This window comes from Marisediminicola sp. LYQ134, from assembly GCF_046599635.1.
In the GTDB taxonomy this organism is placed as follows: Bacteria; Actinomycetota; Actinomycetes; order Actinomycetales; family Microbacteriaceae; genus Marisediminicola.
The window spans coordinates 903,848-929,128 of sequence record NZ_JBKIWP010000001.1; the positions used below are offsets into that span (position 1 = coordinate 903,848).

The following is a 25,281-nucleotide window of genomic DNA, read 5'->3' on the forward strand; positions in this document are numbered from 1 at the left end:
GGACGCATCACGGGGTCGAGCTGCAGAGGAACCCATGCGCGAGGTCAGGATCACGACGATCGACGAGCCGGGTCTCGAGGACTTCGCGGGACTCACGGATGTCGCGCTGCGGCGCGTCACCGAGCCCGAGGGTGGGCTCTACATCGCGGAGTCACTCAAAGTCATCACGCGCGCCCTCGCGGCCGGACACCGCCCGAAGTCGATCCTCGTGATCGAGAAGTGGCTCGACGGACTGCGTCCGCTCCTCGCCGACCACGACATCCCGGTCTACGTCGGCGAGCCCGACGTGCTCGAATCCCTCACCGGATTCAACCTGCATCGCGGCGCCCTCGCGTCGATGCACCGTCCCCCGCTCGTGAGCCCCGAGTCCCTCCTCACGACAGCCCGGCGCGTCGTCGTTCTCGAGGACATCGTCGACCACACCAATGTCGGAGCGATCTTCCGCTCGGTCGCGGGCCTCGGGGCCGACGCCGTGCTCGTCTCCCGCCGGTGCGCCGACCCGCTCTACCGACGGAGCGTGCGCGTGAGCATGGGCACCGTCTTGCAAGTGCCGTGGGCGCGCCTTCCCGAGTGGCCTCGCGCGGGGGAGATCCTGCATGAGGCGGGGTTCCACCTCGCGGCTCTCGCCCTCGACGATCGCGCCGTCGACCTCGCCGATTTCGCTGCCGCCGTGCCCGACCGCGTGGCCCTCATGATGGGTGCCGAGGGCAGCGGACTGAGCCGCGAGGCTCTCGCCGCCTCCGACAGCGTCGTGACGATCCCCATGGGCAACGGGGTCGACTCCCTCAACGTCGCCGCGACGAGCGCCGTCGTTCTCTGGGCTCTGCGCGAGCGCTGACCCAGCACCGCGACGCTCAACCAGCGCCGCGACGCTCAACCGACGGGCCCCGTCGTCATCCGCTCGCTCAGTCGAGCCCACACGCGCAGCTCGTCGGCCTCCCGCGCGGCGACGTCGAGAGAGCCCGCGTGGACGTACCACGTGACCGCGAGCGCGGATCGCACGGCCGCCCACCGCGTCGCGCGCACGGGGTCGCACCCGGCCGTGCGCGCCGCGACGCCGACGGCCTCGCCGAGACTGCTCACGGGGTCGGGGCCGCCGAACGGGGTGCCGAGCTGCACGACGAGCGGCCAGAGATCGAACGCCGGGTCGCCGATCATCGGTTTCGGGTCGATCGCGACCCAGCCGTCGCGCGAGCGCAGGATGTTTCCGGGGTTGAAGTCTCCGTGCACGAACGCCGAGCTCATCCCCGACCGCACGAGAGCGTCGACGTCGGAGAGAGCGGAGGGTACGAGGTCGAGAGCGCCGACCGACTGGAGCACGTCACGCTGCGCATCGACTCGAGACCGCGCGACGCGACGCTGCGCCGTCACGACATCGGCGAGCAGGGGGATGCCCGCGACGGGCCGGGTCGCCGAGAGTCGGGAGAGCAGTTCGGCGCCCGCCACGAGCGCCGCCCTCGGAGCGAGCGCCTCATCGAGAAGCGACTGCCCGGGGTCGACGCGCTCGAGCAACATCGACCACGTCCACGCATCCTGGGCGAGCACGGCGGGCGCGCAATCGCGCGGCAGGGCGTCGAGAGCGACGGCCTCGGCGATCGCCTCCTCGTGCGGATACCCCACCTTGAGCACGGCGGGGGAGCCGTCGGGGCGCACGACATCGAGCACGGTCGCCGAGATGCCGCCGGAGTGCGCGTCACCGACCGTGAGCCCCCAGCGGTGCACCATCGTCGCGACGATGTCGACGACTTCGGCGTCCCACGTCGACCGCTCGGGGAATGAGGCGATCCCTGCAGCTTCGAACAACCGGGCGGTGCGCATCGATCAAGCCTAGGCAGGTCGGCGAGGGCCCGGACGACACGATTCGATCGACCCGCGACCGAACAAGTACGATGAGCGGGTGGCGACGAAACCCGGCTCGATGCGTCGCCGGATAGCTCTCTCCGTGACGATCGCCGCCCTCGTCGCCGTCGCGACGGTGGGTGCCTACGTGCCACTGGCCCTCACCGCGCCGCTCGACTCCGCGACGTCGTCGACCGCGGAGTGGTCGCCCCCCGTCGCCCCTGAGACCGATCTCGATTGGCCGTCGTACGGGTCCGGCGCAATCGGTGCCGCCGGCTACGGCGCCGACCTCGCCGTCCACGGCGATCAGGGCTCGCGGCCCATGGCGAGCATCTCGAAGATCGTCACGGCGCTCGTCGTGCTCGACGAGGCGCCCCTCGGCCCCGACGAGTCCGGTCCGGTCATCGAGTTCACCGACGAGGACCTCGAGATCTATCTCGATTTCGTGCGCCAGAACGGCAGTGTCGAACCCGTCGCGCCGGGCAGCAGACTCACCCAGCGCGAAGTGCTCGAGCTCGTCGTCGTCCCCTCGGCCAACAACTACGCGGTCTCCCTCACGAACTGGGTCTTCGGCTCGCAAGAGGCCTACGTCGACGCGGCCGCCGAGTGGCTCGACGAGAACGGTCTCGATTCGACCCGGCTCGTCGAACCGACCGGTATCTCTCCTCGGAACGTCTCGTCGGCCACCGACCTCGTGAGAATCGGGATGCTCGCGCTCGACACCCCCGTTCTCGCGGAGATCGTGTCGACCCCCGTCATCTCGGTTCCCGGATTCGGGCCGATCGAGTCGACCAACCTCCTCCTCGGCGGCAACGACGGCGTCGACGGCATCAAGACCGGCAACACCGAGGAGGCCGGGTCGTGCCTCCTGTTCTCGACCGACGTCGAGGTCGGCGGCGAGAGCATCACCGTCGTCGGAGTGGTGTTGGGCGGGGAGACCCGCGAGAGCCTCGCCGCCGCCGTCGACGGTCTCCTCGACGATGTCCGGGCCGGCTTCACCGAACTCGTGGTCGTCGACGAGGGTCAGGTGTTCGCCTCCTTCGAGACCGAGTGGGGTGATAGCGCGCAGGCTGTCGCGAGCGAGCGGGTCGCCGACATCGTCTGGTCTTCTCCTCCCGTGACGACCGACGTCGTCGTCGACGACGTCGTGACGGCGACCGCGGGCGAGACCGTCGGGTCGGTGACGGTCGTCGTCGACGGCGTCGAGCAGACCGTTCCGCTCACCCTCGACGCCCCCCTCGAGGCACCGAGCATCGAGTGGCGATTGAGCAATCCCCGACGACTCATGCCCTGAGCGGCACTATGTAACCACGCCGGAATATCTCCACGTTCCGTCCAGACGAGGGTCTTATGGTCGTGTCATCCGTGAGAGCACCCGCTCACCATTTCGACTGAGAAGTCACTAGCCAGATCGAGGACCGCATGAGCGCCACCGCGACCGCGACGCCCGTCGTCACATTCACCAAGACGAAGCCGGGCGGCAACCAGAAGAACCCGACGACCGAGTATTCGGCTCTCTTGCGCACTGTGCGGGCCGAGGGACTGCTCGAGCGACGCACGGGCTTCTACGCCCTCATGTTCTCCCTCGTCACCGTCGCTCTCGGCGGGCTCATCACGGGGTTCGTTCTCCTCGGCGACAGCTGGTTCCAGTTGCTCATCGCCGCGGGCCTCGGCATCGTGCTCACGCAGTACGCCTTCCTCGCCCACGAAGCCTCGCACCGCCAGGTGTTCGAGTCGGGCAAGGCCAACGACATCGCCGGTCGAGTGATCGCCAACCTCTTCGTCGGCATCAGCTACTCGTGGTGGATGACCAAGCACAGCCGTCATCACGCCAACCCCAACGTCGTGAGCAAAGACCCCGACATCAACCCCGACTTCATCTCGTTCCTCCCCGAGGACGCCGCCAAGACGCGCGGCCTCTACGCGTGGATGACCAAGCGCCAGGGATACCTCTTCTTCCCCGCCCTCCTGCTCGAGGGGCTCAACCTCCACGTGCTCGGCCTGCGCACGGTCTTCGGCCGCGGCAAGGTCGACAAGCGCGGCGTCGAGATCACGATGCTCGTGACGCGACTCGGTGCCTACCTCGCCGTGCTGTTCCTCGTGCTGCCCGTCGGCCTCGCCTTCGCCTTCCTCGGTGTGCAGCTCGGCATCTTCGGTCTCTATATGGGAGCCTCGTTCGCCCCCAACCACAAGGGCATGCCCGTGCTGCCCAAAGACTCCAAGGTCGACTTCCTCCGCCGCCAGGTGCTCACGTCGCGCAACATCACGGGCGGCGTCGCCATGGACACGTTCATGGGCGGGCTCAACTACCAGATCGAGCACCACCTCTTTCCGAACATGCCGAGGCCGCACCTCAAGCGAGCGCAGCAGATCGCGAAGGAATACTGCGACACCCACAACATCGCCTACACCGAGACGACGCTCATGCAGTCCTACGGCATCGTCATCCAGTACCTCAACCGCGTGGGGCTCTCCGCGGGCGGCGACCCCTTCGACTGCCCCGCGGCATCCGCCTACGGGCGCTGATCGCGCAGTGCCCTGACGCGTCGGGTCACTCGGTCGACGACGGCTCGCGCATGCTCGCCGCCGTCGGCCGCTTCGCGTTGATGAAGTCACCCGACGACTGGTGCCGGATGCGGCGCAAGACCCACGGCATGAGGTACTCCCTCGCCCACGAGACATCGTCGTATCGGGCTTGACGCCACGGCCGGGGCGGGAGCGGCTCGGGCGCGAAGGGCTCGAGTTCGTTCTCGACGCCGAGGGTGTCGAGCACCATCCTGGCCACGGTGTTGTGTCCGACGGCGGAGAAGTGCAACCGGTCGGGTGCCCACATGCGGGAGTCCTTGAGTTGACGCAGCGCCCACATGTCGGCGACGACGACGTCGTGCCTGAGGGCGATCGCCCGGAGGTTCTCGTTGAAGATCGCGACCTTTCCCCGGGAGCGGTTGAGCACGGGGGTCATGCCGATGTCGGGCCCCGTGAAGATGACGACCGTCGCTCCGTCGACGCGCAAGCGCTCGACGGCGGACTCGAGCCTGGCCGCGACGACGTCGGGGTCGGTGTTGGGCCGGATGATGTCGTTTCCCCCGCCCGACATCGTGATGAGGTCGGGGCGCAACGCGAGGGCCGCGTCGATCTGCTCGTCCATGATCTGCTTGAGCAGCCGGCCGCGGATGGCGAGGTTCGCATAGGCGAGGTCGTCGGTCTTGGTCGCGAGAACCTCGGCCACCCGGTCGGCCCAGCCGCGGTTGCCTCCGGGAGAACGGGGCTCGGGATCACCGAGTCCCTCGGTGAACGAGTCGCCGATCGCGACGTAGCGCGACCAGGGGTGCTGCTGAGTCATGACCCCAGAGTGCCGCACGCGGCCAGCAGATTCAAAGTACAGTCGGAGCCCATCAGGCGGCTCTCTCCAGCTCTCGCACAGGTCGGCTGCTTACGTCAACCCTCCGCGGGATGAAACTGCCTGTGCGAGAATTTCTAGCTGCGCCGGTAATCCGGCGCCGCAACTCGATCGACTGGGAGGTCGTCATGGGAATCATCGGATGGATTGTACTCGGACTGTTGGCTGGAGCCATTGCTAAGGCAATTCTGCCCGGACGCCAGGGCGGCGGATGGATCATCACGCTTGTACTCGGCGTCGTCGGAGCGCTCCTCGGTGGATTCATCGGTAGCGCGCTCTTCGACATCGGACTCGAGGACTTCTTCTCGATCCAGACCTGGATCGTCGCGATCCTCGGTTCGCTCCTCGTTCTCGTCATCTACGGTTTCATCACCGGACGCAGCCGCAAGGCGTAACGAGCACCACAGCACCACAGCTTTCGAACTCCTCGCCCCCAGGGCGGGGAGTTCGTTCGTTAACACTCCGGTCTGGTCCAGAGCGACGGCCGATGTCGGTGTGCTCCGGTAAAGTCGACTCGAGTGAGCACCCCCTCGACTTTCGGCACCTCGGCAGCAGAACACCTGTCGCCGGCGTTTCCCGAACGGGCGGCGCGAGGCACCGCCGAGCGGCTGCGGGCCTGGCAGGCCGAGGCTCTCGACCTTTACTTCGAGAAAGAACCGCGCGACTTCCTTGCGGCCGCGACACCCGGGGCAGGCAAGACCACGTTCGCGCTGAGGCTCGCCGCCGAACTCCTCGCCCGCCGCGCCATCGACCGCATCACGGTCGTCGCGCCGACCGAGCACCTCAAACGCCAGTGGGCCGAAGCCGCCCACCGCGCGAGCATCCGCCTCAATCCGGCGTTCCGCAACAACCACGGAACCGGCGGGCGGCAGTATCACGGGGTCGTCGTGACCTACGCGCAAGTGGCGATGGCCCCCGCGCTGCACCGCTCGCTCACCGAAGACCGCCGCACCCTCGTGATCCTCGACGAGGTGCACCACGGCGGCGACGCCCTGAGCTGGGGCGACGCCATCCGCGAGGCGTTCGAACCCGCGACGAGACGACTCTCGCTCACGGGCACGCCCTTCAGATCGGACACCGCACCGATCCCGTTCGTGACCTACTTTCCCGACGAGCACGGCATCCGCATCTCGCAGACCGACTACAACTACGGATACCGCCGTGCCCTCGAAGACGGCGTCGTGCGCCCAGTGATCTTCATGGCCTACGCCGGGAGCATGAAGTGGCGCACCAAGATGGGCGACGAGATGGAGGCGCGCCTCGGCGAGGGCGACACGAAAGACGTCACTTCGCAGGCCTGGCGAACGGCCCTGAACCCCGACGGCGACTGGATTCCCGCGGTGCTGCGCGCCGCCGACCTGCGGTTGAGCGAAGTGCGCCACGCCGTGCCCGACGCGGGCGGACTCGTGATCGCGACCGACCACTTCGCCGCCAAAGCCTACGCGCGCGTGCTCACCGAGATCACGGGCGAGAAACCCACCGTCGTGCTCTCCGACGAGAAAGAGGCGAGTGACCGCATCGACACCTTCTCTCACGACACGAGCCGGTGGATGGTCGCCGTGCGCATGGTGTCGGAGGGCGTCGACGTGCCGCGGCTCGCCGTGGGGGTGTACGCGACATCCGCCTCGACACCGCTGTTCTTCGCGCAAGCCATCGGACGCTTCGTGCGCACGCGGCGCCGAGGCGAGACGGCGAGCATCTTCGTGCCGAGCGTCAAGCCGCTGCTCGCCCTCGCGACGGCTCTCGAGCTCGAACGGGATCACGCCCTCGACAAGCGCAGCGACGATGACGGTCTCGACGACTCGCTGCTCGAATCCGCCGAACGCGAGGAGAAGGCATCTTCGGAGCTCCTCGACGAGTTCACGTGGGAGGCCATCGCGTCGACGGCGACCTTCGACAAGGTCATGTTCGACGGTGAGGAGTACGGCTCCCTCGCCGAACCCGGGAGCCCCGAGGAGTTCGACTTCATCGGGATTCCTGGGCTACTCGAACCCGAGCAGGTGAGCGACCTGCTCAAGCAGCGGCAGGCGAGGCAGTCGCGGCGGTCGTCGGACCGTGACCGCCGTCGGGAGGACGCGGGCGAGCCCGCCCCCGAGCCGCCCGCGGCGCTCTACCGGACCCTCGCCGAGCAGCGCAAACTGCTCAACAGCCTCGTGGGGCTGCGCGCCAAGCGCACGGGGGAGCCGCACGGACTCATCCACGCCGAGTTGCGGCGCATGTGCGGAGGGCCCGCGGTGTCGAGCGCGACCGTCGCCCAGTTGCAGTCGCGCATCGACCTGCTGCGCAAGAACGCGGCGCGCGGGCGCTGACGGGCTGCGGGCGGCCGCGGGGATGCAGGATTTTCTGTCGAGCCCGCACCTTTCGCAGGAGGTTTCTCTGCTGCGGAGGGGGGAACTCCTGCTTTCTCATCGAGGCTCCCCAACGATTCAGCACCGCCAGGACCTCCGATTCCCGGTCGAACGGTCAGCGGAAGTCGCGGGAGACGTTCTCCGCCGCGAGCGGCAGCACGTCGAATCCGTCGGCGACGATGTTGACGACCCCCTCGGCCGAGCGCTCGAGCATGCCGCGCACGATCATCGCGGGGGCCTCCCTCGCGATGCGGCGGTAGCGGTTCCACACGCCGACGCTGCAGATGACGTTGACGAGCCCCGTCTCGTCTTCGAGGTTGACGAACGTGATGCCGCTCGCGGTCGCGGGTCGCTGGCGGTGGGTCACGACGCCCGCGACCTCCACGCGCCTGCCCGACTCGGCGACCTTGAGCTCGGCCGACGACAGCACGCCGCGCGCGGCGAGGGCCGCGCGCACGTGGCGCACGGGGTGGTCGTCAGGCGAGATGCCCGTGGCCCACAGGTCGGAGATGAGGGTCTCGGCCTCCGACGGCAGGCTGAAGAGCGGGGGCTGCACCGACACGTGGCTCCCGGGGAGAAACTCTTCGCGGTTCTGGGCGGCGTCGCCCGCCGCCCACAGGGCCTCGCGCTGACTGAGCCCGAACGCGTCGAACGCGCCCGCCGCCGCGAGCGACTCGAGCTGGGCCGTGTCGAGCCCCACCCGGCGCACGAGGTCGGGCATTCCGGCGAAGTCCCCGTGCTCCTCGCGGTCGGCGACGATGCGCTTCGCGAGCTTCGCCCCGATGCCGCGGATGTCGGCGAGCCCGAGCCGCACCGCGAGGGCGCCGTCGCGCCGGTGGTCGTCGCAGTCGAAGTGCGCGGAGCGGTCGAACTCGGGCACGGGGGGCTGCTCGAAACTGAGACACGCGACCGAACCCGTCGCCGCACTGAGGCCGGTCGTCGGGGTCAGAGGCTCGAGCACGGCATCCGCATCGGACCTGAGGATGTCTGGCCGCAGCACCTGCACGCCGTGGCGACGGGCGTCGGCCGCGAGTGTCGCCCCCGAGTAGAAGCCCATGGGCTGCGCGCGCAAGAGGGCAGCGAGGAACGCCGCGGGGTAGTGCAACCGCAACCACGCGCTCGCGTAGACGAGCAGGCCGAAACTGAGCGAGTGGCTCTCGGCGAACCCGAAGTTGGCGAAGGCCTTGATCTTGCCGTAGATGTCGTCGGCGACCTCGTTCGTGATGCCGTTCTCGGCCATGCCCGCGTAGAGCTTCTCGCGCAGCGACTCGATACGTTCGATGCCGCGCTTCGAGCCCATGGCGCGTCGCAAGAGGTCGGCGTCTTCTCCCGTGCACCCGCCGACCGCCATCGCCACTTGCATGAGCTGCTCCTGGAACACCGGCACCCCGAGCGTGCGCTCGAGGGGCTCCTTGAGCTTGGGGTGGAGATAGGTGATCGGCTCCTCGCCGAGTTTGCGCCTCACGAACGGATGCACGGCGCCGCCCTGGATGGGGCCGGGCCTCACCATCGCGATCTGCACGACGAGGTCGTAGAACTTGCGCGGCTGCAAGCGGGGGAGGAGCCCCATCTGCGCGCGGCTCTCGACCTGGAAGACCCCCACCGAGTCGGCGCGGCACAACTGGTCGTAGACCCCGGGCTCCTCGCGCGGGAGCGTCGCGAGGGTCCACGTCTCGCCGAGGTGCTGCTCGACGAGATCGAAGGTGTACTGCAGCCCCGCGAGCATCCCGAGTCCGAGGAGGTCGAACTTGACGAGGCCCATCCACGCGCAGTCGTCTTTGTCCCACTGCAGCACGGTGCGCTTCTCCATGCGCGCGTGCTCGATCGGCACGACGTCGCCGACCGGGCGGTCGGTGAGCACCATGCCTCCCGAGTGGATGCCGAGGTGCCGCGGAAAAGTGAGCACCTCTTGCGCGAGACCGACGACGGCGTCGGGGATGTCGTGGTCGTCGCTCGAGACGACCCCGCCCCAGCGCTCCACTTGCTTCGACCAGGCATCCTGCTGACCCGGCGAGTGACCGAGCGCCTTGGCCATGTCGCGCACCGCGAACTTGGGGCGGTAGGTGATGACGTTCGCGACCTGGGCGGCGTTGTGCCTGCCGTACTTGTCGAAGACGTACTGGATGACCTCCTCGCGGCGGTCGGAGTCGAAGTCGACGTCGATGTCGGGCTCTTCGTCTCGCATGCTCGAGAGGAACCTCTCGAACGGCAGGTTGTAGAAGATCGAGTCGACCGCCGTGATGCCGAGCACGAAACACACCGCGGAGTTGGCCGCCGACCCTCGGCCCTGACACAGGATGCCCTGGCTCTTCGCGAACGCGACGATGTCGTGCACGATGAGGAAGTAGCCGGGGAAATCCTTCTTCTCGATGACGTCGAGCTCGCGGCCGATGCGGTCGCGATCGGCGTCGGCGAGGCTCGGATAGCGCTCGGCAGCGCCCTGCCACACGAGGTGCCGCAACCACGACATGGGGGTGTGCCCCTCGGGCACCGCTTGCTTCGGGAGACCGGGGCGCGCGCTCTTGAGCTGGAACGCGAGGTCGTCGGCGAGGGTCACGGTGCGCTCGACGGCCCCGGGGTAGCGCGCGAAACGCTGCTGCATCTCGACGCCCGAGCGCAAGTGGGCGGCGCCGGCGGGCTGCAGCCAGCCGTCCATCTCGTCGAGGCTGCGCCTGGCCCGCACCGCCGAGAGCGCCGACTGCAAGCGGTGGCGGTCGGGGGTCGCGTAGTGCGCGTTGCTCGTGGCGACGACGGCGAGTTCGCGGTCTCGAGCGAGAGCGAACAGGGCGTCGTTGTGGGTGGAGTCGAGAGGATGCCCGTGGTCGACGAGTTCGACGAAGACGTTGTCTCTACCGAACAGCCTCACGAGCTCGTCGAGTTCGGCACCCGCCGCCTCGACCGACTCGTCGACGAGCGCGCGCCGCACCCTGCCCTTGCGGCACCCCGTGAGCACGACCCAGTGCCCGTCGGCGCGCCTCGCGAGGTCGTCGAGGTCGTAGACGGGGCGCCCCTTCTCGCCGCCCGCGAGCTGAGCAGAGGTGATCGCCGACGCGAGCCGGTGGTAGCCCTCCTCGCGCCGCGCGAGCACGAGGAGGTGGGTGCCCTCCGGTTCGGCGACCCCGAGTTGCGGGCTCGAGAGGTCGAGCGAGAGCTCAGCGCCGAACACCGTCTTGATGTCGGGGTAGCTCTCCGCCGCCTCCGCCATGCGCACGATCCCGTAGAGACCGTCGTGGTCGGTGAGAGCGAGGGCGTGCAAGCCGAGCCTCTGGGCCTCTTCGAGAAGCGCCTCGGGGGAGGACGCGCCGTCGAGGAAACTGAAGTTCGAGTGCACGTGGAGTTCGGCGTAGGGCACCGTCGAGGAGCTCGCGCCGCCGGCATCCGCTCCGCCGCCGGTCTGGCCCGCGGCCTTCTGGCCGTTCTGGCCCGGGGCGACGTAGGGCTGCCGCTTCGCCGACCACGCCGGGCTGTCTCCGCCGTCGGCACCCTCGGGAGCCGAGCCCGGGCGCCGGGTGTCGGAGAGCGCGCGCTCGAACTCCGACCACGTGATGGGCGGGTTGCTCCAGCCCATCAGTCGTACCGGGCTTCCGCCCACCAGCGGTCGCCCTCGTTGATGAGCAACCACGCGAGCCCGGTGTCGTCGACCATCTGAAAACGGTTGCTCCGCACGGGGCTCTCGGCCGCCCACCAGCGCTGCTCGACCGGCCACGGCCCCGCCCACGCGGTGATCGGGCGGAACTCGCCACCCGGCGAGAACCCGCTCGGTGCGGCCGAGATGGCCCCGCGGTCGTCAACCGTCACGATCACCTGGTCGCTCGACACGACCGACACCGGTTGGCGCACCTCGAACACGGTCGACGGCGCGGGGGTCGGCAGGCTGCCGGGCCAGGGCTGCGTGGCGTCGAGGGCGGATGCCGGGCGGTCGCCCCACGCCACGAGGTTCTGCCGGTCGGCAGGCGTGCGCCCGCCGCCGATCACCGCCGTGAGAACGCCGCCGTGGCCGAGCATGCTCTGCACCCTCGAGAGACCGTGATGGATGCGTTCATCCGCCGCCGTGCCCCACAGCCCCTGCTCGTGACCTCCGATCGCATCGACGCTCTCGGGCACGACACGCACGTAGCAGATGGGGGAGCTGAGGCCCGTCTCGCTTCCGCCGCCCTGCAGTTGCCAGCGGATGCGGTCGATGACGTCGGAGGCCGTGAACGAGCGGGGGTGCGCCCACGTGCGCTCGGAGGTCTCACCCGCCTCGCTGTCGATCTCGACCCTGATGCTCGTGCACACGAGCTTCGCTGCCGTGATCTCGGCGATGAACCGGTCGGCCGACGCCCGGAACCCGAACGCCACCTGGTCGATGCGGTCGAGCGGGGGCTCGAACTCGATGACGCTGTCGAGTTCGCGCGGGGGAGTGCGCGGAATCACCCTCCGACTGTCGAGGCCGCCCGCGAGAGCGTGCACGTGGGCACCGTCGGCGCCGAAGCGATTCTCGACGTCGAGAGGGTCGAGTGCCGCGAACTCGCCGAGGGTGCGCACACCGAGCCTCTGCAGAAGGGTCACGAGCTGCGGTCGCTCGAGCACCGTCACGGGAAGGGGCGCGAGGAAGTCGCCGGACTCGCCCCGGGGCACGACCCTGATGCGGGGGCGCGTGGTGCTGCGCGCAGCACGCTCGGCCGTGAACGGGCCGTCGGCGATGCCCACGCGCGCATCCGTGATGCCGAGGGAGTCGAGGGTGTCGAGCAACCACAGTGCGGCCTCGTCGTCGCTGCCGTAGAACGCGCTCGGTCCGCGCGACGTGATGGCGCACGTGCCGGGACGCAGCAGTTGCGCCCCCGGCATGACCTCCTCGATCGCCGCGAGAACCGGTTCGAACGAGCGGATGTCGACCGCCTGCTCGTATGGCGCCACCGCGAGTTCGGGGCAGCGGCTCTGCGCCTCGCGCACGCGCATCCCGCGCGAAACCCCCTCGCGCCGGGCGGCGGCCGAGCACGCGAAGACGCGCCCCTTCTCGATGAGGGCGAGCGGGGCATCAGCCGAGAGGGTCGACGTGCGGGTGACCGCCGTGATCGGCCAGTCGGGGCACCACAGCACGATCGTGCGCGTGACGGGGGCGGAGAGTCGGGTCGCCATCATCCGGCCAGTTCTGCGAGGTGGTGCACGGGAGCGGGCTCGAGAGCCGAGGCCGGGTGCTGGGGGGCCGTGTGCTGGGGGAGGCGCTCGGGCCCGCCCGTCTCGGCTCGACTGATGGACGAGCCGCGGTCGGGCAGCCACAGCCGCGCGCTGCGGGGTCTCGCGCCCGCGCGCGTGCTCACCGTGACGGTGACCTCGCGCGCGGCGAGGTGGCCGGATCCGTCGCCGATGCCGCTCCAGCGACTGTGCGAGAGGCTCAGCATCGCGTCGGTCTGCGGCCACGATCCGAGCACGATGAGGGTCGCGCCGCGCTGCCGCAACCGGGCGGCGAGCCGCGCGACGTTCGAGTCGGTGGCGCGGCGGGGCGGACGCGTGACCACGACCGTGAGCACGTCGGCGATCGCGGCGGTCACAGCGAGCCACTGGTCGCCGGGGTGCGGCACGAGCACGAGCCTCTCGAGGTCGACACCGTAGTGCGACGCGGCCTCGACGCCGAACTCGGGAACCCCCACGACACCGCACCACGAGCCTGCAGCCGACGGGCCGGCGAGGAGCGCCATGAGCAGGGTCGCCGACGACGCGACCGAGTAGGCGGCGCCCTGCTGGAGCCCTCCGCCGGGGAGGAGCGATGCGATCGCCGGATGTGTGGGGAGGCTGCGGGTGTCGAGCTTCGTGCCCTGCATCTGTCGGATGCGCGCCTGCAGGTCGCGCACGGTCTCGACGGGGGAGTCGGTCGCGGGCGTCGGTGTCGCGGGGGCAGGTGCGGCGGGTGCGGCTGCTGCTGTTGCGAGTTCGCGCGCGGTGATGATGGTCGCGGCGGCTGATGCGGAGGCGACGCTGCGATTGCGGCCTCTGCTCTGCGCGAACTGTGTGGCCTCCAGCTGCCGGGCTGTGAGCTGCCGGGCTGTGAGCTGCTTGGCTTGCGCCGCGGCGTAGTCGACGTCGTCGAAGCCGTGGTCGAAGGCATCCGCGTAGGCGTCGTCGCTCTCGACGTCGTCGTACGACGAGAGAGCGGCACCGGAAAGCATGTCTCCATGTTCGAACATACGTTCGAACATGTCAATTGCCACCGACATTGCTGCGGCGTGTCGCAAAAACGCTCGGCACACGCACGGCTGAGCCCTCGCGCGGTCGCGAATGGTTGCTCTCAGCGCGCTTTCGAGCAGAATGCGACCGCGATGCGGGCCCGCCTCAGTCGAGCACGAACTCCGCGACGAAGTCGCCCTCGAGAACGATCGTGAGCGGCAGAGCGGATGCCTCGCTCGGCACCCTCAACTCGTGGGTCGTCGGCGCCAGGTCGTCGGTGCACGGGGCGAGAGGATCGCTCCCGAGGGTCACCGTCACGAGGTGTGGCGCCGTCGTCTCGATCGAGGCGGGCGAGGCAGGGCAACTCGAACTGTCGAAGACGGTGATCGAGAACGTCGCCGCGCGATCGACCCACTGAACGATCGGCTCACCGGTGAACACGCCGTCGTCGAGGCCCGCGCTCCCGCCATGGGGATGCCCCGGGTAGCTGTCGTAGTCGACGCTCGAGGGAGAGTCGAGCGGTTCGGTTCCTGGCGCACCGCCGGGTTCGGCAGCGGGACCGGCGGCGGGCTCGGCGGCGCAGCCGGAGAGTAGCGCGGCACCGATCGTCGCCGCGGCGATGGTCGACAGCATCCGTCTCGAGTTCATTACTCCAGCATCGCGACAAACCCGGATCGGCGACACCCAACGTTCCCGAGCACTCGAGCGTTCGGGCGCCTCGACCACCGTGTCGCCGCCGCACGATCGCGGTCGCAAACGGCTGTTCTGAGAAGCGGCATCGAACGGAATGCGTCCACGATGCGCGCCCAGGAGCATCGAAAGCCGTCGCGACGAGCGGGCAACGACCTCAGTCGAGCACGAGCTCGAGCGGCGGATCGCCGTCGATGACGATCGTGAGCGGAAGAGCGGATGCCTCGCTCGGCACCGTGAACTCGTGGGTCGTCGCCGCCATGTCGGCCGTACACTCGCCGCTCGAGTCGGTCTCGAAGGAGACAGTCACACGATCCGACGCGGACGCCTCCATCGCCGTCGGCACGGCGGGGCAACTCGAGCTGCCGAACACGGTGATCGCGAACCTGCCGGGCCGCTCGACCCAGCGGGCACTCGGTTCGCCCGTCGTCAGGCCGTCGTCGAGGGGGGCTCCCGAACCGCCGCCGCCGGCATCGTCGCTCGCGTCGCCCGCGGTGTTCGGAAGCCCGCGATAGCTCTCGTCGGCGACACTCGGCGGCGCCTCGAGGGTTCCGGCGCCCGGGCCGGCGGCGCACCCGGCGAGCAGCGCGGCACCGATCGTCGCCGCAGCGATGGTCGACAGCATCCGTCTCGAGTTCACTCGTCAAGCATCGCGAGAAAGTGCGCCCTTCGACACCCAACGTTCGTGACGACTCGAGCGTTCGAGTCGCCCGTCACCCTTCGATCGGGGGAGCGGTCGCGGTCGCGAATCGTCCTATCCGACGCGGGATGAGCGCCGAATGCGACCGCGATGCGTCACCCCGGCCGTCGCGCCGGGCCCCGCATCCGGCCCCACGACGACCGCGAGCTCGGCGTCGGGTTTCGCCGACCGCACGAACGCGATCCCCGCGAGGATGAGCACGGCCCCCGCGAACTGCAGGAGGGTGAGCACCTCACCGAGCAGCAACCAGGCCACGACGGCCGCGGCGGCCACTTCGAGCAGCCCGACGAACGAGGCGAGCCTCGACCCGAGCATGGATGTCGCGGTGATGCTCGCGGCGTACGACACGGCCGTCGACACCACGCCGACGACGAGCAGCGGAACCCACCAGGGCACGAGGGTGTCGAGCATCGAGACGTCGGCGGTCGTCGTCTGGAACGGCGCGAGCCCGACGAGGGAGGTGAGCGCGAGCACGAACGGGGCGATCGCGAGACCGAGACCGGCGAGGGCGAGCGGTGGCAGCCCCGCGGTCGGTCGCGCGGCGATCACGAAGTAGGCGGCGCAGCACAGCATCGCGGCGAGCGCCGACGCGAGCCCGAGCGGGTCGAGGGTCGACGCTCCGCTCGGCGAGACGACGAGGATGAGCCCCGCGAACGCCGAGACGGATCCGATGAGCACGACGCGCTGCGGCATCCGCCTCGTCACGACCCACGCGACGCCGACGAGCACGAGCGGCGCCATGTATTCGATGAGGATCGCGGTGCCGACGGGGATGCGCTCGACGGCCGCGAAGTAGAAGAACTGGGTTCCGACGACACCGAGCACGGCCATTCCGAGGATGCGCCAGCGCGCGGGCCACACCGTCGCCCAGCGTCCCCGCAGCGAGTGGAGCGCGAGGGGCGCGAGCACGACGGCTCCGATCGCCGCGCGCACGGCGACGGCGGCCGACGGGCTCCAACCCGCCTCGAGGAGCGGCTTGACGAAGGGTCCGGAGAATCCGAACGACGCCGCGGCGAGCACCGCGATGGCGAGACCGGCACGGGAGGATCGCTGCTGCATGACTGTTCTTTCGCGAGTTCGACCTGCGGGTCGACCGTCGGGTCGACGTGACCCTGATGCTGAGAGTAGAGTCCCCCTGAGTAAGGAGTCAACTTGCATTTTGCCCCTGACACGGAAGACGTTCTCGTCTTCAACGTCGCCCTCGCCAACACCGCTCCGACAGCGTCGCGCAGCGGGCTCGACGAGCTGTCGACACGGGCGCAGCTCGACGCGATGCTCGAGCGGTTCCGCTACACCGGTCGGTTCGATCGTGACGATGCCGAACTCGCCGACGTCGTCGCGACGCGCGATCGCATCCGCGAGATCTGGACCCTCGATCGCGACACCCTCGCCCACGAGGTCAACGCCATGCTCCAGGCCGCGACCGCCTCACCGTGGCTCGCGCGGCACGACGACTACGACTGGCACTTGCACGCGACATCCAACGACGCCCCCCTCGGCGAGCGCATCGGGGCCGAGTCGGCTCTCGCACTCGTCGACGTCATCCGCACGAACGAGACCGACCGTCTGCGCCGGTGCGCGGCGACCGATTGCGACGGGCTGCTCGCCGACCTCTCCCGCAACGGGTCGCGCCGCTTCTGCAGCGTGAGGTGCGGCAATCGGATGAACATGGTCGCCTTCCGCGAGCGCCGCGCCACCGACTAGCCGGCGCGCGGCGCGGCGCGGTAGCCCCGCGCGGTCGCCCCCTGAGCAGTCGGCCCCGAGCGCAGGGGCTCACGATACGGTGATCGCGTGACCGACCGTGACGCCGACCCGCACGTGAGCCAGCGCACCGACGCGAGCGCCACCCCACCGCCGATCACGTCTCTCGCGGGGCTGCTGTTCGGTCTCGCCGAGGCGATCGCCCTCGAGGCACCGCAGTTCGGCGGCGGCGTGCTCGATCCGCTCACTGACTCGGGGCTCGCGCACCACCACGTGCGGCTCGGAGATCACGGCGTGCTCGCGCGAATCCCGAAGCAGAGCCAGATGCAGCTCGACGCCCACGCGAATCTCGACTACCAGGCGGCGTGCTTCGAGAGGGCGGGCGCGAGCGGCAGGACCCCGCGGCTCGTCGGGGTGCTGCGCCCTCGCCCGACGCTGCCGAGGGGAGCCCTCCTCGTGGAACACATCGTCGGGCGGCCCGCGGAGCTTCCTGCCGATCTGCCGCAGATCGCCGAGACTCTCGCGCGCATCCACGCACTCCCGGTTCCGCAGCCCGGCTCGCGCCCGCCCCTGGGGGATGCCCCCGACCCTCTCGCCGCGCTCGACGACGAGGTGCGCGCCCACGCGCTCCATCTTGACGACGCGATGATCGCCGCCCCCGCCCGCGCGGTGATCGACCGCGAGCTCGATCGCCTCGGCGCGCTCGTGGCGCGAGCGGATCGGCCCGCGAAGCGCTTGATCGCCTTCGACGCCCACCCGGGCAATTTCGTCGTGCGCGCCGACGGCTCGGCCGTGCTCGTCGACCTCGAGAAGTGTCGCTACAGCTACGCGCCCCTCGACCTCGCTCACGCGACCCTCTACACCTCGACGACGTGGGAACCGGGAGCGACCGTCGCGCTCTCGACCGACCAGCTCGTCGAGTTCTCGCGGGACTGGTCGGCCGTGGTGGCGCCGGCGGGAGACGAGGAGTGGCTCGCCCCGCTGCGCCGTGCGATGTGGCTGTGGTCGGTCACGTGGTGCGCCAAGTGGCGCGTGCTGTCGAGCGCGAGCGCGGCATCCACTCCCGACGGCGAAGACTGGTCGGCGGCGAACAGCGATCCCGCCGTGACCTCGCACGTTCGCGGGCGCGTCGACCACTATCTCGACCCTGCCGTCATCGAGACCATCGTCGCCGGTTTCGACGAGTTCGATCTGCGGGTGGCATCGTCGTGATGCCGGCCGCGTCGATCGCGATCGTCGTTCCCGTGCTCGACGAGGCGGATGTCCTCGCCGAGCGACTCGCCGCCCTGACACCGCTGCGCGACCGCGGCGTCGTGCTCGTCGTCGTGGACGGCGGCAGCTCCGACGGCACCGTGGCGGTCGCGGCACCCCTCGCCGACCTCGTGCTCACCGCTCCCCGCGGTCGTGCTGCGCAGATGAACGCGGGCGCGGCGGCGGTCGAGCGCGAGACTCTGCTTTTTCTGCACGCCGACACAGCGCTCCCCGCGGACGCCGACGCGAGGATCGGCGCGGCCATCGCTCGCGGCTTCCGGTGGGGCCGGTTCGACGTGCGCATCGACAGCGACCGCCGCACCCTCGCGGTCGTCTCGACGGCGATGAACTGGCGATCGCACGCGAGCGGCATCGTCACGGGAGACCAGGCCCTCTTCGTGCAGCGCGACCTGTTCGATAGGGTCGGCGGCTTTCCCGACCTGCCCCTCATGGAGGATGTCGCCCTCTCGGCGATCCTCCGCCGTCACTCGCGGCCCGCGCGCATCCGCGACGTCGTCGTCACGTCGGCGCGGCGGTGGGAGCAGCACGGGGTCTGGCGCACGATCGTTCTGATGTGGCGCTTGCGGTTCGAGTATCGACTCGGCGCAGACCCCGAGACTCTCGCGAGGCGATACGGCTATCGCGCTCGCGATGCTGGCTCGGCCGAGGACAAGGGCGAGGGGGCCGCGCGGTTATAGTTCCCGAGTGTCGAACCCCGCCAGCGCGCCCCCGTCGCCCCCGCTCTTCGCGAGCTATGTCGCCATCGGCGACAGCTTCACCGAGGGCGTCGGCGACGAACTCGCCGACGGGACCGTGCGCGGGTGGGCCGATCTCGTGGCGCTGTCTCTCGCGTTCGCCTCGACCGCGCCGGTGCACTACGCGAACCTCGCCATCCGCGGCAGACTGCTCGCACCCATCGTCGGTGGGCAACTCGATGCGGCACTCGCGATGACCCCCGAGCTCGTGAGCATCAACGGGGGAGGCAATGACATCATGCGTCCGCGCGTGTCGATCGCGCAGGTCGCCGACTCGCTCGAGCGGGCCGTGGATCTCGCCGTCGACCGCGGCTCCCACGTCGTGCTCGCGAGCGGCGCGAATCCCACCAAACACATTCCCCTCGGCGCCTTCGTGGAGGGGCGCGGTGAGCGGCTCGCCGAGGCCATCCGCTCGAGGTTGCCGAAAGACCACGTGACGTTCGTCGACAACTGGGCAGACGCCGAGCTCGCCGAAGCGCCGTTCTGGTCTCGAGACCGCTTGCACCTGGGCCCCGCCGGGCACGCACGTGTGGCGAGCAACGTGCTCGCGGCGCTCGGCGTGCCCGTGGCCGCGACCCCGACGGCGAGCACGGGCGCGCAGTCGCCCGCGGGATCCGCGGAGCCCGACGCCCCTCGTCAGCGCACGGCGGCCTACTGGCGCGAGTACGTGCTCCCGTGGATCGGCAGGCGCGTGACCGGGCGCTCGTCCGGCGACGACCGGGAACCGAAGATCGCGACCCTCAGCCCCGTCGACGTGTCCGAGCGCCGATAATGGACGTATCGTGACCGACTACAGACCACCGAACCCTTTCGACGGGCGACCGGGGTTCTGGAATCGCATCAACCGCTTCCTCTACCCGATCGCCGGGCCGGCTCAGCTCGGCGGCGGGGACGAAGCGGATGTCGTGCCTCCCGACGGCCGCTCGCTCTGCCCCGTGTGCGGCAACCCGATGGGCGACCACGACGTGCGACGGGGGAGCGCGACGATCCCGACGCGGCTCCTGTGCCCCGCACCGCGGGAGACGCCCTAGCTGCACCCGACGCGGAGCGCGACTACTCCATGTCTTCCGCGGTCGCGACACGGCCGCCTTCGACGAGGGCCTCGGGATTGGCGTCGCTCGGGCGGGAGTGCGGCTTGCCCACGGTCGTCGCCTCGACGGCGGCTTCGGTGTCGCCCGACTCGGTCGTTCCGCTCGCCACGGCCGTGGAGATCGCGGCGAGCGACCCGTCATCGGTGAGCTCGGCGTCGGGGGCCGCATCCGTGTCGGCGTCGTCGTCGACCCCGTCGGCGTCGGAGGGGTCGACGGGGCCGGACTCGGTGTCGGGACCGGCTTCGCCCTGCGGGTAGCTCTCTGTGGGGTGCGTCATGGGTCCCACGATAGGCGCAGCAGCACCGTGTGGCACCTCGCTCGAGCACGCGCGGCCGCGCACGACCGCGCAGGTTCGGTGCGCGAGACTGGGGGCATGGCTTCACACGACGACCGGACGGATGCCCCGGCAACGCGTCACGCGGCCAGCCGGAGCGCCGGCCCGATCGTCGGCCCGACCGATGCCCCCGCCGTGCACATCATGTCGTTCAACATCCGGCGACGGATGCCCCACGTGCGCGCCGGGCACCCGGACTCCTGGAAACTCCGCCGCCCGCTTCTCCGAGCGCTCCTGAGGGCCGAGCGCCCGAGCATCCTCGGGGTGCAGGAGGCTCTCGCCGACCAGAGCGCGTTCGTCGCCGACAGCCTCGGGCCGCGGTTCGCGAGCGTCGGGAGGGGTCGCAACCGCGACGGCTCGGGCGAGCGGTGCACCCTGTTCTTCGATCGCGAGAGATTCACCGTGGTCGACTGGGAGCAGATCGCCCTCTCCGACACCCCCGATGTGCCGGGCTCGCGGTCGTGGGGCAACATGATCCCGCGGATCGCCGTGCGAGCCGACCTGCTCGACGCCGCGACGGGGCGGCACCTCCGCGTGATCAACACGCACTTCGACCACATCTCGGTGAAGTCGCGCGTGCGGTCGAGCAGACTCGTGAGCGACCTCGTGTCGCGCGGCGACCACCCCGCCGTCGTCATGGGCGACTTCAACGCGCGGCCCGACTCCCGCGCCTACCGCGCGTTCGTCGACGACGGACCCCTGCACGACTCGTGGATGACCGCGCACACGAGGGTGACGCCCGAGTGGGCGACGTTCTCGAATTACAAGCGACCGCGCGAGGGAGCCAAGCGCATCGACTGGATCCTCGTGAGCGACGGTGTCGATGTGCAGTCCGCGGCGATCAACGCCACCCGCTTCGACGGCACGGCACCGCAGAGCGCGGGAGCACCCGGTGCGGCAGCATCGGACCACGAGCCCGTCCAAGCGGTCGTGCGTGTCGACACCCCGCGCACGGACATCGCGGCCACCTAGGATTCAGCTGTGATCGAGACATTCCTGCGGGCACCGCGGGGCGCGGGCGAGACGGTCGCCGACGCCATACGCGCCGCCGGCGTCGTGAGCATCGTCGTCGCGACGATCGGGTGGGGTGTCGTCGAGTTCGCGGTCTTCGCCCTCACCCTCCTCGGTCTGCTCCTGCCCCGGATGCTCGGCTCCCGGCCGGCATTCGACATCCTCGCCGGTCTCACCCTCCTGATCGCCGCGTGGAGCAGCGTTCTCGAGTTCTACACCACGATTCCGGGCTGGGATCTGCTCATCCACTTCGTGGCCAACGGCGTGATCGCCGCGATGGCGGCCCTCGTGCTCGAGAAGACGGGCATTCTCGACATCGCCCGCGGCTCGCGCCACACGCGCGCCGCGAGCATCATCGTCGTCACCGCGCTCGGGCTCGCGTTCGGGGTCGTGTGGGAGATCGCGGAGTGGCTCGGACACAACCTCGTCGACAGCCGCATCTTCGTCGGATACGACGACACGATCGGCGACCTCGTCGCCGGCGGTCTCGGTGCCCTCGTGTCGGGAGTCGCGCTCCCGGCGATTCGCGCGGGCGACCGGTCCGTCGATGCGACGAGGCGGGCGACGAGCTCAGCCGGGTAGCAGTCTTCGGGCTCCCTAGCGGTATCGCTCGACGCACTCGGCGAGGAACGCCGCACCCGCGTCGTCGTTCACGAGGTCACCCATGGTCTGGATCGGGTAGTCCTTCTCGGGCACCCCGTCGGCGGGGCGGACGTCGACGTGCGCGACCTCGAAGCCCTCGGCGTGCAGGTAGTCGGCCATGGCGTAGTCGGTGCGTGAGTCACCGACGGTGCGCCACACGCGAGGGATCTCGCCGCTCGCGGCGAGGAGTTCGAGGGCGCGCTCGGCGCCGAGGTCTTTTCCCACACCGACGGCTTCGACGTCGATCGAGATGATCGTCGGGTCGATGCGCACGGTCGGCTCCGCCGCGTTGCGGCGACCGAGCCACTCGACTCCGATGCCGAGAGCGTCGAGCGCCTCGTAGGCGTCGGCGCAGAAGCGGTCGCGCTCGGGGAGGAACGCCGCGCTGTCGACATCCGTGCGCTGCTCGAGCGACACCATCGACCTCTTGCCGTCGTCCCAGAACATCCAGTCGGTGAACGATTCGTGCACCGTGCGGAGCGCGGCGACGGCGTCGGCCTGGAGGGTGAGCGAGTCATCGACCTGGATCCCCGCGAAGTTCGTCATCGTCGCGCCGAACCACACGGCCCCCTTCTCGCACACGCCGTAGACGCGCGCGTCGGCCGCGAGACCCGCCGCGAGAAGGGGCTTGATGACCTCGTCGCGCAAGAAGGCGTCGGTGCGCCCCGTGTTGAATACGACGGGGATGCCCCGGCCCGCGAGGGTCACGAGGTCGCGCGTGATCGAGTCGATGCCGATCGATCGACTCACGGGGCTCGCGATGGGACCGTCGACGTCGAGCAGGAGGCCGAGTGGGGGAGTTGTCTTCACGCGACCATCCTCGCAGCAGAGGTGGCCTCGCGGCCGCGCGCACCTCTGCCGCCGGCCGCGCGATTGACCCGCGTTCGAATATATGTTCGACTGAGGCCATGCGGTGGAGTGGGCAGGAGATCAACGAGGAGCGGGGGGATGCCCTCCCCGGCCTCGCGCGACTCAACAACCTCGTGCGCACGGTGCGCACACCCGACTTCCAGGGGGTGACCTTCTACGAGGTGCTCGCGAAGTCGGCGCTCAACAAGGTTCCCGGCCGCAGCGCGATGCCGTTCGGGTGGACGATCAACCCGATGCGCGGCTGCCAGCACGCGTGCGCGTACTGTTTCGCACGCCCGACCCACGGCTACCTCGACCTCGACGCGGGGCGCGACTTCGACTCCCAGCTCATCGTCAAGGTCAACGTCGGCGAGGTGCTCGCGAAGGAGCTCGCGAAGCCGACATGGACGAGACAGCCCGTCGCCCTCGGAACCAACACCGACCCCTATCAGCGCGCCGAGGGACGCTATCGCCTCATGCCGTCGATCATCACGGCTCTCGCCTCGAGCGGAACGCCGTTCAGCATCCTCACCAAGGGAACGCTCTTGCGCCGCGACATCCCCCTGCTCGTCGAGGCGAGCGAGGTCACGACGGTCGATCTCGCGATGTCGATCGCGATCTTCGACGACGGCATCCAGCAATCGGTCGAACCGGGAACGCCCACGGCGACCGCTCGGCTGCAGACCGTCACGGCGGTTCGCGATGCGGGCCTCAACTGCTCGGTCTTCCTCATGCCGATCCTGCCGTTCATCACCGACACGCGCGCACACCTCGACGAGGCGCTGCGGCGCATCAGTGAGGCGGGAGCGACCTCGGTGCTCTACTCGTCGATGTACCTCAAGCCGGGAACGAAGGAGTGGTTCATGCTCTGGCTCGAGCGCGAGCACCCCGAACTCGTGGCGAAGTACACCGAGTTCTACTCCCGCGGCGCCTACGCCCCGGCCGAGTATCGCGCGTGGCTCGGGGAGCGCATCGCGCCGCTCATCCGCAAGCACAAGCTCGAGCGCGGCCGAGAGGATCCGGTCACGGGAGGACCGCGGTCGCGCGCCCTCGGCGTCGGGTCCCCGCCCGTCGCCGTGCGCCCCGTGGCGACGGCAGCGCAGACGGCGCAGCAGGAGAGCGCCGAGGCGGCAGCCTCGATCGCGGCGGCCTCCCCGCAACCGATGCTCTTCTAGCGACGTCACGGTGGCCGAGGCGACCCTCCTGCCGGATACAATCGTGGAGCGGCCGTGGGGGCCGAGGGTCGCAGCGGCATGCCGGGGGGCGACGAATGACTGCAGTGAGCATGGTGGCGCGGCCGTTCGTGCGCGCGTGGATGTCGGTCGCGTCGTCGACGTGGCACGACATCGCGAGGCCGCCCGCGCGCGGTCTCGGTCACGCTCCGGGCGAGAACCCGCTGCACGTTCTCATGATCGGGAGCGGTGCGGCGACCGGTTGGGGTGTGCTCTCGCACGATCTCGCTCTGCCCGGTCACACCGCTCGCGCCCTCGCCGCGGCTCTCGACCGCGGGGCTCAAGTCGACGTCATCGTCGATTCGAACGTCACCGTCGCGACGGCATCGAAACTCATCAGTCCGATCAACATCGAGGTCTACGACGCGGTCATCATCGCCCTCGGCATGAACGACGTGTTCCGGATGACGAGTCCGCGCGCGTGGGCTCGTCACTACTCCCGCTTGCTCGCCGACGTGCAGGAGCGCTGCGCGCACACGACCCTCTTCGTCACGAGCGTCCCCCCGGTTCCCCTCATGCGCTCGATGACGCGCGTCGTGCACGCCATCCTGTCGAGGCACCGCCGGATCCTCAACGCGCGATTGGCCGCGCTGTGCGCTCGCGAGGGCACGGCGCACCTCCTCCGCATCCCCGAGGGCACCGTCTCCCCGCCCGACCGTCACCGGACACCCGAGACCTACCGCGTGTGGGGTGACGCGATCGCGGGGCAGATGGTCACCGTTCTCGAGTCGACGTGCGTCGAGGCACGCGCCGAGGCCGCGGCCACCGTCTCGGAGAGGGCAGCGGAGAAGGCGCGGCTCGATGCGCTTCGACGACTCGGCATCCTCGACACCCCGCCGGAGGAGCGCTTCGACAGGATCGTCGAGTACGCCCGATCCAGTTTCGGCGCCGACATCGCCGCCCTGAGCTTCATCGACGAGGATCGCCAGTGGTTCAAGTCGCGTCGCGGCGGTCGCGAACCCGGACTCATGCCCCGGTCGGGCTCGTTCTGCGATCACGCCATCCGCGACTCCCGGCCCCTCATCGTCGACGACGCGACCCTGCATCCCGTGTTCCGGTCGAGCCCCTACGTGACGGGCGACGACGGCATCCTCTTCTACGCCGGCCACCCCATCTCGACCCCCGAGGGGGAGAGGGTCGGCACGCTGTGTGTCATGGGCAGCTCACCTCGAGAGTTCACCGAGATGGAGAGCGCCCTGCTCCGTGATCTCGCCCTGCTCCTGCAGAAGGAGCTGTGGGAGTGGGCGACCGACTCGTCGCCGGCGACGGAGCCACGCGGGTGAGAGGATCG

24 protein-coding genes are annotated in these 25,281 nt (G+C 69.9%); 14 read left to right on the forward strand and 10 right to left on the reverse strand.

The genetic code is table 11. The annotated features are described in order from the left end of the window. Window positions 1-34: 34 nt before the first annotated feature. The gene (locus ACLHIH_RS04405) at window positions 35-838 is read left to right on the forward strand and encodes a TrmH family RNA methyltransferase (RefSeq protein WP_411315487.1); all 804 of its coding nucleotides are present in this window, start codon (window positions 35-37) and stop codon (window positions 836-838) included. A 35-nt stretch (window positions 839-873) separates the two neighbouring features. On the opposite strand, the gene ACLHIH_RS04410 is transcribed toward ACLHIH_RS04405, so the two are convergent. After that, window positions 874-1,818: an aminoglycoside phosphotransferase family protein gene (locus tag ACLHIH_RS04410; RefSeq protein ID WP_411315488.1), complete on the reverse strand. Its 945-nt coding sequence runs from the start codon at window positions 1,816-1,818 to the stop codon at window positions 874-876. Window positions 1,819-1,897: 79 nt separating this feature from the next. On the opposite strand from ACLHIH_RS04410, the gene ACLHIH_RS04415 reads away from it, so the two are divergent. Both ACLHIH_RS04415 and ACLHIH_RS04420 read left to right on the forward strand, forming a co-directional pair. Next, complete coding sequence (locus tag ACLHIH_RS04415) at window positions 1,898-3,133, forward strand: D-alanyl-D-alanine carboxypeptidase family protein (protein ID WP_411315489.1); 1,236 nt, start codon at window positions 1,898-1,900, stop codon at window positions 3,131-3,133. Between the two features lie 128 nt (window positions 3,134-3,261). After that, complete coding sequence (locus tag ACLHIH_RS04420; protein WP_411315490.1) at window positions 3,262-4,365, forward strand: fatty acid desaturase family protein; 1,104 nt, start codon at window positions 3,262-3,264, stop codon at window positions 4,363-4,365. A 25-nt stretch (window positions 4,366-4,390) separates the two neighbouring features. On the opposite strand, the gene ACLHIH_RS04425 is transcribed toward ACLHIH_RS04420, so the two are convergent. Then, the gene (locus ACLHIH_RS04425; protein WP_411315491.1) at window positions 4,391-5,182 is read right to left on the reverse strand and encodes an SGNH/GDSL hydrolase family protein; all 792 of its coding nucleotides are present in this window, start codon (window positions 5,180-5,182) and stop codon (window positions 4,391-4,393) included. A gap of 185 nt (window positions 5,183-5,367) precedes the next feature. Here ACLHIH_RS04425 and ACLHIH_RS04430 point away from each other — a divergent pair, with 185 nt between their 5' ends. Together ACLHIH_RS04430 and ACLHIH_RS04435 are read left to right on the forward strand one after the other, a co-directional pair. Next, on the forward strand, window positions 5,368-5,634 hold the full coding sequence (locus ACLHIH_RS04430) for a GlsB/YeaQ/YmgE family stress response membrane protein (protein WP_411315492.1): 267 nt from the start codon (window positions 5,368-5,370) through the stop codon (window positions 5,632-5,634). A gap of 123 nt (window positions 5,635-5,757) precedes the next feature. Further along, window positions 5,758-7,548 carry a DEAD/DEAH box helicase gene (locus tag ACLHIH_RS04435; protein WP_411315493.1) on the forward strand — a complete coding sequence of 597 codons (1,791 nt, stop codon included), beginning with the start codon at window positions 5,758-5,760 and terminating at the stop codon, window positions 7,546-7,548. 154 nt (window positions 7,549-7,702) lie between these two features. Here ACLHIH_RS04435 and ACLHIH_RS04440 read toward each other — a convergent pair whose 3' ends face one another. The 6 genes from ACLHIH_RS04440 to ACLHIH_RS04465 form a co-directional block, all read right to left on the reverse strand. Continuing rightward, window positions 7,703-11,155, reverse strand: coding sequence for an error-prone DNA polymerase (locus tag ACLHIH_RS04440; protein WP_411315494.1), 3,453 nt, complete (start codon window positions 11,153-11,155; stop codon window positions 7,703-7,705). Beyond that, entirely contained in the window at window positions 11,155-12,711 is a 1,557-nt protein-coding gene (locus tag ACLHIH_RS04445) for a DNA polymerase Y family protein (protein WP_411315495.1), read from the reverse strand. The genes ACLHIH_RS04440 and ACLHIH_RS04445 overlap by 1 nt, the downstream gene beginning before the upstream one ends. Further along, complete coding sequence (locus ACLHIH_RS04450) at window positions 12,708-13,736, reverse strand: hypothetical protein (protein ID WP_411315496.1); 1,029 nt, start codon at window positions 13,734-13,736, stop codon at window positions 12,708-12,710. The genes ACLHIH_RS04445 and ACLHIH_RS04450 overlap by 4 nt, the downstream gene beginning before the upstream one ends. A 163-nt stretch (window positions 13,737-13,899) precedes the next feature. Continuing rightward, complete coding sequence (locus tag ACLHIH_RS04455; protein ID WP_411315497.1) at window positions 13,900-14,382, reverse strand: hypothetical protein; 483 nt, start codon at window positions 14,380-14,382, stop codon at window positions 13,900-13,902. A 199-nt stretch (window positions 14,383-14,581) separates the two neighbouring features. Next, window positions 14,582-15,064 carry a hypothetical protein gene (locus ACLHIH_RS04460; protein ID WP_411315498.1) on the reverse strand — a complete coding sequence of 161 codons (483 nt, stop codon included), beginning with the start codon at window positions 15,062-15,064 and terminating at the stop codon, window positions 14,582-14,584. Window positions 15,065-15,178: 114 nt separating this feature from the next. Then, window positions 15,179-16,183 carry a DMT family transporter gene (locus tag ACLHIH_RS04465; protein WP_411315499.1) on the reverse strand — a complete coding sequence of 335 codons (1,005 nt, stop codon included), beginning with the start codon at window positions 16,181-16,183 and terminating at the stop codon, window positions 15,179-15,181. A gap of 93 nt (window positions 16,184-16,276) precedes the next feature. Between ACLHIH_RS04465 and ACLHIH_RS04470 the strand changes: the two genes are divergently transcribed. The 5 genes from ACLHIH_RS04470 (at window position 16,277) to ACLHIH_RS04490 (ending at window position 19,862) form a co-directional block, all read left to right on the forward strand. Beyond that, window positions 16,277-16,828 carry a CGNR zinc finger domain-containing protein gene (locus tag ACLHIH_RS04470; RefSeq protein WP_411315500.1) on the forward strand — a complete coding sequence of 184 codons (552 nt, stop codon included), beginning with the start codon at window positions 16,277-16,279 and terminating at the stop codon, window positions 16,826-16,828. Between the two features lie 87 nt (window positions 16,829-16,915). Then, entirely contained in the window at window positions 16,916-18,037 is a 1,122-nt protein-coding gene (locus ACLHIH_RS04475) for a phosphotransferase (protein WP_411315501.1), read from the forward strand. Next, window positions 18,037-18,774: a TIGR04283 family arsenosugar biosynthesis glycosyltransferase gene (locus ACLHIH_RS04480; protein WP_411316310.1), complete on the forward strand. Its 738-nt coding sequence runs from the start codon at window positions 18,037-18,039 to the stop codon at window positions 18,772-18,774. The genes ACLHIH_RS04475 and ACLHIH_RS04480 overlap by 1 nt, the downstream gene beginning before the upstream one ends. 7 nt (window positions 18,775-18,781) lie before the next feature. Next, window positions 18,782-19,603 carry an SGNH/GDSL hydrolase family protein gene (locus ACLHIH_RS04485; protein WP_411315502.1) on the forward strand — a complete coding sequence of 274 codons (822 nt, stop codon included), beginning with the start codon at window positions 18,782-18,784 and terminating at the stop codon, window positions 19,601-19,603. Between the two features lie 10 nt (window positions 19,604-19,613). Continuing rightward, window positions 19,614-19,862 carry a hypothetical protein gene (locus ACLHIH_RS04490; protein ID WP_411315503.1) on the forward strand — a complete coding sequence of 83 codons (249 nt, stop codon included), beginning with the start codon at window positions 19,614-19,616 and terminating at the stop codon, window positions 19,860-19,862. 22 nt (window positions 19,863-19,884) lie between these two features. On the opposite strand, the gene ACLHIH_RS04495 is transcribed toward ACLHIH_RS04490, so the two are convergent. Next, window positions 19,885-20,199 carry a hypothetical protein gene (locus tag ACLHIH_RS04495; RefSeq protein ID WP_411315504.1) on the reverse strand — a complete coding sequence of 105 codons (315 nt, stop codon included), beginning with the start codon at window positions 20,197-20,199 and terminating at the stop codon, window positions 19,885-19,887. 96 nt (window positions 20,200-20,295) lie between these two features. On the opposite strand from ACLHIH_RS04495, the gene ACLHIH_RS04500 reads away from it, so the two are divergent. Both ACLHIH_RS04500 and ACLHIH_RS04505 read left to right on the forward strand, forming a co-directional pair. Further along, window positions 20,296-21,228 carry an endonuclease/exonuclease/phosphatase family protein gene (locus ACLHIH_RS04500; protein ID WP_411315505.1) on the forward strand — a complete coding sequence of 311 codons (933 nt, stop codon included), beginning with the start codon at window positions 20,296-20,298 and terminating at the stop codon, window positions 21,226-21,228. A gap of 9 nt (window positions 21,229-21,237) precedes the next feature. After that, complete coding sequence (locus ACLHIH_RS04505; RefSeq protein ID WP_411315506.1) at window positions 21,238-21,849, forward strand: hypothetical protein; 612 nt, start codon at window positions 21,238-21,240, stop codon at window positions 21,847-21,849. Window positions 21,850-21,864: 15 nt separating this feature from the next. Here ACLHIH_RS04505 and ACLHIH_RS04510 read toward each other — a convergent pair whose 3' ends face one another. Then, window positions 21,865-22,719, reverse strand: a complete 855-nt coding sequence (locus ACLHIH_RS04510; protein WP_411315507.1) for a hypothetical protein — start codon at window positions 22,717-22,719, stop codon at window positions 21,865-21,867. A gap of 98 nt (window positions 22,720-22,817) precedes the next feature. On the opposite strand from ACLHIH_RS04510, the gene ACLHIH_RS04515 reads away from it, so the two are divergent. Both ACLHIH_RS04515 and ACLHIH_RS04520 read left to right on the forward strand, forming a co-directional pair. Then, window positions 22,818-23,933 carry an Rv2578c family radical SAM protein gene (locus ACLHIH_RS04515; protein ID WP_411315508.1) on the forward strand — a complete coding sequence of 372 codons (1,116 nt, stop codon included), beginning with the start codon at window positions 22,818-22,820 and terminating at the stop codon, window positions 23,931-23,933. Between the two features lie 95 nt (window positions 23,934-24,028). Beyond that, window positions 24,029-25,273, forward strand: a complete 1,245-nt coding sequence (locus ACLHIH_RS04520) for a GAF domain-containing protein (RefSeq protein ID WP_411315509.1) — start codon at window positions 24,029-24,031, stop codon at window positions 25,271-25,273. Window positions 25,274-25,281: the final 8 nt, after the last annotated feature.